The 11,798-nt window shown below is 51.5% G+C and carries 13 protein-coding genes and 1 pseudogene; 1 reads left to right on the top strand and 13 read right to left on the bottom strand.

Translation table 11 applies throughout. The features are described 5' to 3' along the window. Positions 1–86 precede the first annotated feature (86 nt). Positions 87–1,355 (top strand): integrase catalytic domain-containing protein, encoded by a 1,269-nt coding sequence (locus AK963_RS19705; RefSeq protein WP_202969813.1) that lies wholly within the window; start codon positions 87–89, stop codon positions 1,353–1,355. A 197-nt stretch (positions 1,356–1,552) separates the two neighbouring features. On the opposite strand, the gene AK963_RS19700 is transcribed toward AK963_RS19705, so the two are convergent. From AK963_RS19700 to AK963_RS33360, 13 genes and pseudogenes are all read right to left on the bottom strand, one after another. Next, positions 1,553–3,037, bottom strand: a complete 1,485-nt coding sequence (locus tag AK963_RS19700) for a DUF935 domain-containing protein (protein WP_083232784.1) — start codon at positions 3,035–3,037, stop codon at positions 1,553–1,555. A 14-nt stretch (positions 3,038–3,051) separates the two neighbouring features. After that, positions 3,052–4,422 carry a phage terminase large subunit gene (gene terL / locus AK963_RS19695; RefSeq protein ID WP_202969812.1) on the bottom strand — a complete coding sequence of 457 codons (1,371 nt, stop codon included), beginning with the start codon at positions 4,420–4,422 and terminating at the stop codon, positions 3,052–3,054. Between the two features lie 7 nt (positions 4,423–4,429). Beyond that, positions 4,430–4,729 carry a hypothetical protein gene (locus AK963_RS19690; protein ID WP_066017140.1) on the bottom strand — a complete coding sequence of 100 codons (300 nt, stop codon included), beginning with the start codon at positions 4,727–4,729 and terminating at the stop codon, positions 4,430–4,432. Then, complete coding sequence (locus AK963_RS19685) at positions 4,722–4,973, bottom strand: helix-turn-helix transcriptional regulator (protein WP_066017139.1); 252 nt, start codon at positions 4,971–4,973, stop codon at positions 4,722–4,724. Before AK963_RS19685 ends, AK963_RS19690 begins: the two co-directional genes overlap by 8 nt. Then, positions 4,970–5,428, bottom strand: coding sequence for a type I phosphoribosyltransferase (locus tag AK963_RS19680; protein WP_083232783.1), 459 nt, complete (start codon positions 5,426–5,428; stop codon positions 4,970–4,972). Before AK963_RS19680 ends, AK963_RS19685 begins: the two co-directional genes overlap by 4 nt. Positions 5,429–5,463: 35 nt before the next feature. After that, on the bottom strand, positions 5,464–5,607 hold the full coding sequence (locus tag AK963_RS33370; protein WP_175404574.1) for a hypothetical protein: 144 nt from the start codon (positions 5,605–5,607) through the stop codon (positions 5,464–5,466). A gap of 38 nt (positions 5,608–5,645) precedes the next feature. Beyond that, positions 5,646–6,479, bottom strand: a complete 834-nt coding sequence (locus AK963_RS33365) for a C2H2-type zinc finger protein (protein ID WP_175404573.1) — start codon at positions 6,477–6,479, stop codon at positions 5,646–5,648. Next, on the bottom strand, positions 6,479–7,855 hold the full coding sequence (locus AK963_RS19670; RefSeq protein ID WP_202969811.1) for a DNA modification methylase: 1,377 nt from the start codon (positions 7,853–7,855) through the stop codon (positions 6,479–6,481). Before AK963_RS19670 ends, AK963_RS33365 begins: the two co-directional genes overlap by 1 nt. A 5-nt stretch (positions 7,856–7,860) precedes the next feature. Further along, on the bottom strand, positions 7,861–9,171 hold the full coding sequence (locus tag AK963_RS19665) for a DNA modification methylase (protein ID WP_083232782.1): 1,311 nt from the start codon (positions 9,169–9,171) through the stop codon (positions 7,861–7,863). Further along, positions 9,168–9,875: a replication protein P gene (locus AK963_RS19660; protein WP_139117536.1), complete on the bottom strand. Its 708-nt coding sequence runs from the start codon at positions 9,873–9,875 to the stop codon at positions 9,168–9,170. Before AK963_RS19660 ends, AK963_RS19665 begins: the two co-directional genes overlap by 4 nt. Beyond that, the gene (locus AK963_RS19655; protein WP_066017136.1) at positions 9,850–10,824 is read right to left on the bottom strand and encodes a hypothetical protein; all 975 of its coding nucleotides are present in this window, start codon (positions 10,822–10,824) and stop codon (positions 9,850–9,852) included. The genes AK963_RS19660 and AK963_RS19655 overlap by 26 nt, the downstream gene beginning before the upstream one ends. Positions 10,825–10,997: 173 nt before the next feature. Then, positions 10,998–11,483 (bottom strand): hypothetical protein, encoded by a 486-nt coding sequence (locus AK963_RS32265; protein WP_066017135.1) that lies wholly within the window; start codon positions 11,481–11,483, stop codon positions 10,998–11,000. 28 nt (positions 11,484–11,511) lie between these two features. Further along, positions 11,512–11,798 (bottom strand): annotated as a pseudogene (locus AK963_RS33360) (hypothetical protein); the annotation flags it as partial.

Below are 11,798 nucleotides of genomic sequence, written 5' to 3'. Positions count from 1 at the left end.
CTGTAGTGATAAACTCTTCAACGGGCATGACTGAAACCTTCTTTTTTGCTTTTTACTGCTTTTAATAGCAGAAAGCAGGTTCAGTCATGTCTCCTTATGCAAACCTAAAAGTCGCACATGGCGTAATGAATACACGGCTTATTAAAACGCTCAAGCAGGTAAAGGAACTACTTCAGACAACGACGAGTTTAGAGCCAGGCTGGGAGTCAAAAGATGAGTGTTATCAATGGATTGAAACAACTCTCAGGCATTTCCGATACTGTAATCTGAACAAGTCAGAAAAAGGAATAATCAAGCAATATTTAATGATTGCTTCAGGCTATTCCAGAGCCCAGATTACCCGGTTGATCAAGGCGTACCTCACCCGAGGCTGCCTTAAGCGTAAACAGCGGACAATCAATGGGTTTAAGTCTCGGTATACCAAGGCGGATACTCGGCTTCTTGCAGAGACTGATCGGCTTCATGACGGGCTTAATGGCCCGACTATAAAGAAGATCTGTGAGCGGGCTTATCAGCGTGGTGACTGCCGTTATGAGCGATTGGCTGATATCTCGGTTTCACACCTCTACAACTTGCGCCAGTCAAAGGCATACCAAACCGTCCGTCAGTATAAAAACGTCACTCGACCTGTCAAACGCGCTATCGGAACTCGACGTAAACCGCAGCCTGATGGTCAGCCAGGTTTTATCAGGATTGATACTGTTCATCAGGGGGAACAGGATAAGGTCAAAGGGTTGTACCATATCAATGCAGTAGATGAGGTCACCCAGTTTCAGGTGGTCTGCTCGGTTGAACAAATCAATGAGACCTTTCTGATACCAGTGCTTGAAGAGATATTGGCTACCTTTCCCTTTAAATTAAAGGGTTTCCACTCAGATAATGGTTCTGAATACATCAACTACCGTGTAGCGGATTTACTGGACAGTCTTCATATAAAGTTCACAAAATCCAGGTCGCGCAAGACAAACGACAATGCACTTGTTGAATCGAAAAATGGTGCAATTGTCAGGAAGATGTTGGGCTATGCTCATATACCCCAACATCATGCTGCAGAAGTGAACGAGTTCAATAAAAACTACCTGACACCTTACATCAATTTTCACAGACCTTGCTTTTTCCCTGAGGTCATTACTGACGCAAAAGGAAAAGAGAGAAAGAAGTACCATTATGAAAATATGATGACACCTTATGAAAAGCTGAAATCGTTGCCTGATTGGGAACAATATTTGAAGGAAGGAACTCCGCCGCATGCACTTGAGTCAAAGGCTGAATCAATGAGCGATAACGAGGCGGCTGAACAACTCCAGTCCGCCAGAGAATCGCTATTTAAAACCATATTTGAACGAAAGGCCTGAAATCACTGGCTTATGCTCTTTTCAGGCTCATTTTAGGATTGGAAAATACTATTAATAGTATCGAAATTAAAAGCTTTGCATCCTTGTTATTTGAAATTTCTATATACCGAGATCCACATATTTTCAGCGGACCTTCAGCAACGATATTTTCCAGAAACGTTAATCAACGAGAGCCATGAGTTCAACACTGGGTTCATTCATTTTGCACCACCAGAAACCAACCCCATCAACCGCCCAAAAAACGAAGCATTCCTAACTGTCTCCACCGCCTCATCTGCAGGCGGCTCCTTCATCATCTCTACTAATTTCTGCCGAAAGGTAGCCACATCATCGGTTTCCTCCAAATAGTTCAGCAGCTGCTCCACCCGCTTGCCATACATGGTTTGGTATTTGGTACCCAAATACTCAGCAGCATCCACCAGTGACTGCATATCTGCCCGGTGATTGGCTCGTTTTTGAGTCAGTGTGGATATCTCAGAAAACTCCGGAGGCAGTTCTGGTGCACCTGCGCCCATGGGTGGTAACGGACTGGCTTCTTTCTTCTTCCAACCCTCGCCATAGGTTTCCCGGATATAGTCTTCGGTGGGTTCATAGCCGAGGGTACTGATCTTGTTGTCCCGTTCTGCCCTGGCCATCAGGTCTTCTTCTGGCTCGGTCTTTCGCCATACTCGGGGCGGGGTAGCGTTGGGAAAATTCCATTCGGTCAGCCAGGCAACTACTTGCTGGTTGAAGCTCTCACAAATCAGATCAGCATCGCTTTTAATTACCGCTTCCTGAACCTCTTGATGAACCTCCGCCTGGCTGCGACTGCTGCCATCATCTGTAGTCATGGTCTGGCTGAGAATCACCTTGCTGATCGCCTTGTCCATACGCTGACAAAGAGCGTCATAGTCGGCGGTGCCGGATCTGGCGGCTTCGATTAGTTCGATGACTACGTTGTCGGGAATCACCACGCCGCTGTCGCTTTGTATGGCATCCAGTGCCTGCAGGGCTTTCTCTCGCTCGATGGGGTCTTGCGCCTGCCCGGGGGGAAGTTTGGCCGCTGCAGTGGGCATGCCGAACTTTTCCAGAAATATCAGCCAGAACTTAATGCCGTTTCGCTTAAAAAAGGTCGGCCAGTAAAGGTAATGCGCCAGCCCCATGCCATAGGGGTTGTCGCTGTGGTCGGCACCAGCGCTGAATACCCAGAACTTTTTCTCTGGTAGCTTCATGCCGTTTGGATGCTGAATATTAATCAGTCTCAGATTGCCTTCCAGATCAAACTTAAAACGGCTGCGGTCTCTGACCTTAATATCGTCTATAACAATTCTGTTGCCGTCGTATGCCCACAGACACTCAGCTACTGAATAGCCGTAAAAGACGCCGAACAGCATCTTGTCAGTAATGTCATCAAAGTTGCGGCTATTTAATTGCTCTTTAATAAATTCCGCTGCGGCTTTGTCTTCACTGCTCTCGCTGGCCGGTTCCACGTCCCACTCAGATTGGGTCACGGCCAGTCTGCGTTGCTGAAAGCAGGGTTTCACCTGGTCGTCCCGTAGCAACTCGTCATAGAGTCGCATGTCCCGGCCTCGCTGCTGGAGGACACTGTCCGGGTTTTCCATCAGCATGTGGGTGTAGGCTTTACTCATCAGAATGCCGTGGTCGGCTTGGGCGATCTCACCCAGTGTTGGCTTGTCTGGCATCGTTTCGCTCCCTGCTAATAGCCTCTGAAGTCGTTATTTCCTCGGACACTGCCGTAGCCCTTGTTGCTCTGTATGCTCTGACCGTCGTCCATTGCCGCCATGCCCACTCGCTTCCTGCCGCTGGCAGCATGGTCAAAGCTGGCGCTGTTCTCATGGGCCCACTTTAAAAACTGGCTGGTGCTGTCCACCTGATCGTCGTGGGGGGCGAGGGGAAAGATGGTCATCTCTATTTCATAATCCAATGTCCACGGTGATACCTCGGGCAGGTAAACCATACCGGCTTCAAACAGGCTGGATACGGCGATCAATCGGTCTACCTTGTTAATGCCTTTGGTGTCGATGGGAATAACGGGAATTCTGACTTTGGTCTTTCCCATCCCGACGCCCTGTCGCAGCTCCTGTATCAAGCTCTGCCCGCTGCCCTTGTCCTCAATCAATACCCCTTGGGGTCGCCATGCCTCGTATAGGCTGGCTGCTGCCCGTTTCAGTGCCGGGTACTCCATGCGCTCCCTGAATACGTCCAACAAATACCAGCCGTGTCGGGTTTCGCCCCAGGTGGTGCAGACGCTCGGGTCGTTCACCTGTTCTGGTTTATAGGCGGTATCCCAACTTTGAATAACTCTTAAAAATTCCGAGGGCAGTACGTTGTAGCGTTTGAACCACTGCGCTTTAATGAGGCCGCCTTCCGGTGTGGCGTTCCAATCGCCCATGAGCCATGCCTGCACCAGCCACGGTGGGCCTGACTTTTTAAGGCGGGCTATGTAGCCGGGATCGCCATCCATCAGCAGACGGTTGTCTTCCAGTCTGCTTGGTATATAAATACGTTTTGCTTCGCTGGTATCGTCTTTTACTGGTTTCATACCAAATGGAGCAGGGTCAATGTATCGCTTTTTAATCCATTCGTGACCCGGGCCGCCGGGGTTTGCGCTCACGTTAAAACTGGAGGGGATGCCGTGAGGGTTTCGTAGGGTGGCGTTCAGTTTGTCGATGGGGTCCGGATTGGGAAAGTTGCCGCCTTCGTCGATGTAAACATCGGTGTAGCTGTGTCCCTGGTACTTGCCCGCATCAGCGTCACGCTCCAAGCTGCGGAGTCTTAAAATAGCCCCGTTGGGCATAACCCATGTGCTCTTTTGCGCTTTCCAGAGGGCGCCTAATGGCGTAAATATCTCCTGGCTTCGGCCTATCACCTCATCAAGCTCTGGCATACTGCGGCGGACGAACAACCCCTTACACTTGCCGCCATAAACCTGTGACCTCATCAGCCACTTGCCCAAAAATCCGTCGGTCTTGCCTCCGCCCCGAGCACCACCATAGAGAATGTCTTCAATAGGGCAGGTGAGCAGGGCGGTCTGTGGGCCGGGTTGGGGTGACCAGGTGACAGACACGCATGCCTCACGCTTTCTTCATGCGACTGAAAAAATCCTTCACCACACCTTTGGCTATTTTTTCGTGCCGGTTCGCCTCTTTTTTCCGCTGTTGGTAGTCGTGATACTTTGCAACGATCATATGGGCAAGCTCACCCATCATCTCGTTCATACTGTCTTCGTCCATCATGGGGTGCCTGGTAAACTGGCAGAACACCATGGTTTCTTCTTTCTCCTGATTACGATCTTCTGACAGATGTAATGCCCAGTTGTTTTTGTCATTCCTGGCCTGACTGACTGTCATGCTGTAAACCGGTTTCTTAGCCATGCTCTTTTCTCTCCTTAATCAGCCCCATGGTCATGCATCTTGCAACCAGCTGGATCGGTGTTTTGACATTAAAGGCTTGCTTGGCAGCCCTTAGTCGTATCTCAATACACTGATGAGTCACGCCTTCTTCAGCGGCGATTTGGCGTTGCGTCATACCTTCAGCCAGTTTCAAAATATTTCGGGCTGCCTGAGGTGTTATGCCCTGACAGGTCATGACAAAATGTTGGGTTTTAACGGTAATCATCCTTCGTCCTTGTTGGTTTGGTATTCCTCAAGCCACTGTTCTAAATCCATGGGTGAGGGCACCACCACGATGCCCTGGCTCGCCAGTTCTTCACCGTCAGGTGTCGTGTGGGCGATCTTCTTTGGAGCTTCAAAGCCGTAAATTTTGGCTCGCTGGTCAATGGCTTTCATAATCCTGTCCATTGCCTGCAAATCCCCTTTCAGTGCCAGCTTCATGGCTTCCCGGATAATCCAATCCAGCCGCTGCAAATCCAGGGTCTTGTTCAACTTGGCAAGCTGTCGGGTTTCTTCTTCGACTTCACCCAGAGCCTTGGTTACAGCGCGGTATGCCACACTCTTTGAAACGCTTAATTGGTCTGCAATTTGTTGAAAGGAAAGACCCAGGGTACGGAGCTCCAGTGCTTTGCGTTGCAGCTCTTTGTTTTTGATATGCTTTTTACTGGTTTCCATAGCCATGGCGTTCCACTCCTTATGCGTTCCAGTTTTCGAACTTATTTCCGGCTCGCTCGACGGGCGATTTTCTGCACTTTTCGCTTTTTCTTCCGCTGAGATTTTGGCGCTCGTTTTTTGGTCGGGTGCTTCCAATAATCAGCGGTCTCTTTCTGGAGGAGGGTGTTGTAGGTAAACGGGTTCATGCTCATGTCCTTATGCTTTTTGAACCTAATGTTGAGGTCTATTCCATTGTCGAGCGGTTGGTATGGGTTGGCCTAGATGTTGAATCTGGCTGAGGAACACGCACCCACTTTTGGCCATCCTGGGATTGTTCCGAGTGCTTTGTCTTAAAATGGGAATTTATATGGCTTGAATAAATTGAAACGTATTCACAAGAACGGCATTTGTATGGCTTCTCTCCAGTATGAAGTCGCATGTGCCTTGACCGATTACTACCGTCTGTAAATTCTTTCCCGCAACCTTCCCATTTACATTTAAAAACCTTTCTGTCTTTTAATGGCGCTGCTGCTTCACTGGACTGCTGGTACTGCTGGTACTGCTGGTACTGCTGGTACTGCTGGTACTGCTGGTACTGCTGGTACTGCTGGTACTGCTGGTCATAAGTCTGTGGAGTTTGACCATAAAATCCAGCAAAGGAATAAAATTCGAAGGGGTGACGTGCTGCCTGACCTGATCCTGAAGGCATTGGACTCTGCCTACCAGCAACCAGGTTTTCTGGTGTGGTTACTTGGCACTTTCTCTCGCTGCGGTCTGAAGTAACGGGACTCTCATTACTTGCTCCCCCTTTTTCTTGAAGGACTGTAGTCGCTTGTGAAGTTGTTACATCTCTGAAAAATGACGTTGAGCTTTGATTTGCTCGATCTATAACAGCCTGTTTCCTTAAATCGAGAGGCTTATCTTCAGTGTTTGAAACTGCACTACTTGCATTGAAATCTGTTAAATTCATGTGTTTATCACCTTTTACGATTGATAGTTCAATTTCGACAAATTTGTAGTTGTATGGTTCCCCCCCCCCCAATAGTTCGTTAGTCCCATATCTAAGTACCCTATTCATCACCCGTCCTCCTGCTTTTCTTCGATAAGGGTCTGCAGAGGTTTGCCCGTCTGCTGGTGGGTGATCTCTACCTCTGGGAATTTGCGTCTGAATCGTTCCAGTGCTACGTCGCAATACTTGGGAGCCAGCTCCATTGAATGCATCCATCGTCCACTGTTCTGGGCGGCGATCAGGCTGGTGCCGGAACCGTTAAACGGCTCATAGCAGCTTTCGCCTTCATGGGTGTAGGCTTCCATCAGGTGCTGTGGCAAGGTGACCGGGAAGACGGCCGGATGGTCTATGCCATCACCGATGCTGCCTTTCTGTCTCATGAGGCGGATAACGCTGTCGGGGATTTTGTAGTCCTGTATGGGCTGCCCTGAATGCGTCCAGCCGCCTACCTCGCCATCGTTACTGCGAATACCCCCGGCATCGTTCTGGTGGCTGACCTCTCCGGCTCCCTCGCAGGGCACGATCTTGTTGGGTTTGCGCTTCTCTTTGTTGAAGTGAAAAATTAACTCAAAGGCGGGAGCCAGTCGGCCTGCCCAATCGCCGGGCATACCGGGGCCTTGATCCCATACGTAAAGACCAAACCGTCGCCAGCCGTCGATCCGCATGAACTCCAGCCAGCTGTACCAGTAGGGTTGCCACTCGTTTTTGTGGTGTATCAATCCGAGGTTCACTAACACCTGGCCGCTTTTGTGCATGGCGCTGCCCATGGTGCTTGCTCCAAATACGCCGGTCATCAATTTGTCCCAGTCCGTAATGCCATCAGTGGTGTAGTCCCGTTGGTTGCCATAGGGCGGGCTGGTAAAACAAAGGCGAGCCTCTCGGCCGTCCATCAGTTGCTTCACGTGGTCGGGGTTGGTGCTGTCGCCGCACATGAGCCGGTGGTCACCGATCTGCCAAACGTCACCCTTTTGGCTAACGGCGGGCGCTCCCTGGATAGCGTCTTCCGGTGCTGGCTCGCTGGTGGGGTCGTGGTCTTCAGGGGCGGTGGGTGGCTCTAAATCGTCCAACATGGCCAGTAGGGCGTCGTTGTCGGTTTCTACCTGCCCTAATAACTGTTGAAGTGTGTCGCCGTCGGTCTCTGCCAGGGCGCTGATGGGGTCAAGGGTAGCGAGGGCGAGCTTTTCTTCTGCTTCGCTTAAATCCACGTAAATAACGGGCACCTCCTTGGCTTTGTGCTTTCTGGCCAGCTCCACTCGCAGGTGTCCGTCTATGAGTCGCCCGGTGCGCTGGTTGACGATCACTTGCTGAATCCATCCAAGGTCGTCTAATACGCCTTCCATTGCCGCTTGCTGTGACTGTGGGTGTCTGCGCCAGTTATCTGGGTTCATCATCAGCTTTTCTGGGCTTTCCATGCCGCTGCCGGTGATGCGTTGCTTCCATGCCATGCTGGTTATCCTTTGAATGCTTTGCCGTTCTGGTGTTTTGCCTGTTGCCCGGTGAATGCCTGCCACCGCCGGATAATCACGTCGCAGTAGGCTGGATCAATTTCCATCAACCGGGCTTGCCTTCTCAACTTCTCGCAGGCGATAAGGGTGCTGCCGGAGCCGCCGCATAAATCCAGCACTGTGTTCTGTCGGGTACTGCTGTTGCGGATCATGTGAACAATCAAGTTGACCGGCTTCATGGTGGGACGCTCTGCCGAGCGAGAGGGTTTGTCTTCCTTGATCACGCTGGTGTTCAGCTGATTGCGAAGCTGCCGGCAGTAGTTGACCAAGGACGACTTATCCATGTTCTTGAAGTCGGGTTCTTCATCGAAGACTGTGGACTTGTTGAATTCGCCGTACCACTGGTGAGCAGCGCCTGGCTTCCAGCCGTAAAGGATCGGTTCGTGCTGCCAGTTGTAATCCTGCCTGCCCAGCGTGAAGGTATTCTTGACCCAGACAATGCATTGTTTGAGCAGAAAGCCACCTTCCACCAGAGCGCTGCGGAAGTTGATCCCCTCACTGTCAGCATGAGCTACGTAGATAGGGCCACCCGGTTTTGTCCACAAGCAGGCGACTGTGAATAAGTCATGGAGAAATGATCTGAACTGGGTATCACCCATTTTGTCGTTTTGAATTGTTAACTGTGCGGCAGTGCCCCCTTGGTAATCCACGTTATAGGGTGGGTCGGTCCATACCATGTCCATCTGTTGGGCTTGAACCAGCTGCTCTACCTGCTGCGGGTCGGTACTGTCGCCGCACATGAGCCGGTGGGCTCCCAGAATCCAGATATCACCGGGCTTGCTGTGGGTCTTCTTCTGGGGATCCGGACAAGCGTCGTCATCGATCAATCCGTCTTCGGCTTCGTCCAGCAACTCTCCGGAGGCGAGGCTTTCCAGTAGGCCGTTCAGGTCATCGCTCTGTACCTCCAATCCTTCCAGCAAGCTGTCCAGCATGGCCTGGTCAGTCTCTGCCATCGCCGACAAGGGATCGATGGTGGCCAGTGCCAGTTTTTCTTCTGCCTCGGTCAGGTCGACGTAAATCACCGGCACTTCGGTTTCGCCTTCCCGCATGGAAAGCTCCACCCTGAGGTGGCCATCCACCAGATGCCCGGTTCTCTGGTTCACAATCACCTGCTGAATCCAGCCGATCTCATCCAGGGCTCCCTTGAGAGCATCCTGCTGGCTCTTTGGGTGAATGCGCCAGTTCTGCGGGTTGGCCAGTAACTGCTCGGGGTTCTCTTTGCCCTGGCCGACAATCCTGTCCTGCCATTTGCTCATGATTCGTCCCTGTTGCCGGTGGATAAGCCCAATGCTTTCAGGCGGTTCAGGTACTGCCGCCGCCCGCCCTGTGGATTAATTCCCTGTTGCACCATGACCTGTTGATGGATCTGGTCGTTATGGCGCACGCTTTTCTCGAATGGGGTCAGCTCCACGTTCTGGTGTTCGATGGCTTCCACGGGCTGCTCGCTGCCGGTGATGAACATCCGCATGACCACTCGCTGGTATTCCTTCTCAAACCGCTTTTTCATGGTGCGCTGCTCATCCGGACTGGTGGCGTTGCGAATGTCGAACCACTTGGTATATTGGCCTGCGATAAATACTGCCCGGTGCGACCAGCTGTGCTGCAGGTGCTCATGGCTGTGGTTCTGCACTTCCAGCCAGGCGTCGTGTAAGTCTGGCATCCCGAAGTCTTCCGGCTTTGGCTTGCACAGGTTGATCACTGCAGCGATGTTCGGGAACTTCCAGGCCTGCGGGTCGTCGGTCATGGCTCTGCGCAACTTTTGAAAACCGGCGTCCATTTGGGGGCGGTTCAGGTCAGCGATGTCCTGTCCCCACTCCTGATAGGCTTCATGCAGGGCTCTGTCGTTCGGGTATTGAACCTTGAAGGCTGAACCGTAAATCCGACCGAGCCGGTTGAAGAAATACCCAATTTTTTTCTCCTGCAACGTCGGGCTGTCATGACTTTTCCCAGAGTTCGTCAAGTGTGCCGGTGAGGTCTCTGTCGAGGAAGGTGAGCCCGTTCTTGCCACGCTGGTGGTTTTCTCGGTTCGCATCCATGCTCTCCTGGTTCATAGCGTTGTGGATAAATCGGTCGATCTGGTCAGCGTTTTTGAAAATCACATGCAAGCCGTCGTACCGCTGGCCACGGTCGTTGTCGCCCATGTTGTGGGGTGTGTAGCTGCAGCCGAGGATGGCGGTCTTCAGGTCGTTGACGGCATAGCCGGTTTTCAGGGCGTTGCGGATCAGCTTCCGACGTTTCTCGTCCAGCCTGGCGTTGGGGTGATCCATGATGGTCTGCCAATACTGGAAAATGTCATCGATGGCTCTGGCCTGTTTTTGCTGGCTGCTTGCCCTGGCTTTTGGATCGGTTTTTTCTGGCAGCGACTCACCGGATAAAATCACTTCACCGGTCTGCTCGTCTTCGTCGGGTCGAGTGTCAACTCGACAAGGGTCTTTTAAGACTTGTTCCTTTCCTTGTTCCTTTCCCTTCCCTTCCTTTCCTTTCCCTATGGAACGTGTAACTGTCGCGTGGTCTACGTGTGATCGACACGTCAGGGGCTCTATTATTGCTGAGTCCGGGGCATCTGGAGCCGGTAGGAAACTCTCTTTTTCTTTATTGTTGATATGTTGGTGTTTTTTGAAGCTGGGAATGTACCCAAAAAACTCCGTTCTACCGTCTTTCTGGTGGCTGTATTTTTTAATGAATCCACGTGTGTTTAACGTGTGAAGCACGCGTTCCATATCAATATCATCAAATGGAAGGCAGGCGACTTTTAATGATCTCGGCTTCCACTTAAATCGTCCTTCTCTATCACACTCGGTCAGTAAAGCGATGAATGCCGTTCTGACAGGAAGCCCTGTTTCTTTGTAGGCATCGTATAAATCTTCGTTTCTGAATAACTCCGGTTTGACTGTTCGTATTCGTCCCATGGTTTTGCCTTGGTATTTATTGCTTGAAGGTTCGGGAGGCGGCCTTTTACCTCCCGGCTTTGGTGAGGCAGTTTGTCCTCTGCCAACGCTCACCAGCATTTTTTTTTGGGAAAGGAGTTGCTGGCACGTCTGCGGATGTTATTAGCGCCACCGTCCGCTGGGCTGTGCAAGACTCAGCGTTGTCGGTTCTGTGCCGCCTGGATCAGGTACGGTGCCACGTTCTTGATGGCTCGCTCACCGAATAGAAAACCAAGGACTAATAAGTTGATCACGATCAGGGCGGACTGCTGCTGCTCGGAAAGTTGCCACTGGGTGAACCACTGGTAATCCAGGTATAGAGTGAAAAAGCCCCATATCGGGCGCTGGCAGCCTCGGGCAAATAGAATCAGATGGCCGATGATGGGCAGGGTCTTGAGGTCGTTGGCGGTGCCTTCCAGCTGGCTGATGCGTTCGGTCAGGGTCTGCTCTGCCTTAATCAGTGCCATGTCGGCCTGATGGCGTTTCTCCTGCTCTAACCGCTGGAGCTCCATGTAGATTTTGCCCTTTTGCTCCAGGGTCATATCGGGTGGAAAGTAGGTTTTTACGGCGTCGAATAATGTGTCAGCTAATCCGCCGGTTAAGGTGTTGACCAGGGTGGTGGCAATTTTGTTGAAGCTCATAAGCGTTCCTTGCTTTTGCTTGCTGGTTTCAGTGGATAATCCGGTGGGGTACGCCTTCTTTTTCCCAGGTGATGCCGGTATCAATGAGCCAGTCACTGTAAGGCTGGCATCCGAGTTCGTGATGGATCAGGGCTTTTATTAATGGGTTCAGTAATGGGCTGATGCCCATGGGCAGGCGCTGTTTCTCGGTCAGGCCGATGCGCTGGCAAACGCTTCTGACATAGGCGTCGGTGTCGTTTTCATTCGGCGGTGCCCAGCGGTGAACGATCTCCCGCAGGGTTCGCAGCTGGTGCTTGTGGTAGTAGGTCATCAGGG

This window comes from Endozoicomonas atrinae (genome assembly GCF_001647025.1).
In the GTDB taxonomy this organism is placed as follows: Bacteria; Pseudomonadota; Gammaproteobacteria; order Pseudomonadales; family Endozoicomonadaceae; genus Endozoicomonas; species Endozoicomonas atrinae.
The sequence above is the reverse complement of the archived record's forward strand: the minus strand, read 5'-3'. Positions and strand labels throughout refer to the sequence as shown.

Coding starts and splice junctions, on each gene's coding strand:
- AK963_RS19680 (WP_083232783.1), bottom strand. CDS start 5,428: ATGGCTATGGAAACCAGTAAAAAGCATATCAAAAACAAAGAGCTGCAA.
- AK963_RS32265 (WP_066017135.1), bottom strand. CDS start 11,483: ATGAGCTTCAACAAAATTGCCACCACCCTGGTCAACACCTTAACCGGC.
- AK963_RS19670 (WP_202969811.1), bottom strand. CDS start 7,855: ATGGCATGGAAGCAACGCATCACCGGCAGCGGCATGGAAAGCCCAGAA.
- AK963_RS19705 (WP_202969813.1), top strand. CDS start 87: ATGTCTCCTTATGCAAACCTAAAAGTCGCACATGGCGTAATGAATACA.
- AK963_RS33365 (WP_175404573.1), bottom strand. CDS start 6,479: ATGAATAGGGTACTTAGATATGGGACTAACGAACTATTGGGGGGGGGG.
- AK963_RS19665 (WP_083232782.1), bottom strand. CDS start 9,171: ATGAGCAAATGGCAGGACAGGATTGTCGGCCAGGGCAAAGAGAACCCC.
- AK963_RS19655 (WP_066017136.1), bottom strand. CDS start 10,824: ATGGGACGAATACGAACAGTCAAACCGGAGTTATTCAGAAACGAAGAT.
- AK963_RS19700 (WP_083232784.1), bottom strand. CDS start 3,037: ATGCCAGACAAGCCAACACTGGGTGAGATCGCCCAAGCCGACCACGGC.
- AK963_RS19685 (WP_066017139.1), bottom strand. CDS start 4,973: ATGATTACCGTTAAAACCCAACATTTTGTCATGACCTGTCAGGGCATA.
- AK963_RS33370 (WP_175404574.1), bottom strand. CDS start 5,607: ATGAACCCGTTTACCTACAACACCCTCCTCCAGAAAGAGACCGCTGAT.
- AK963_RS19690 (WP_066017140.1), bottom strand. CDS start 4,729: ATGGCTAAGAAACCGGTTTACAGCATGACAGTCAGTCAGGCCAGGAAT.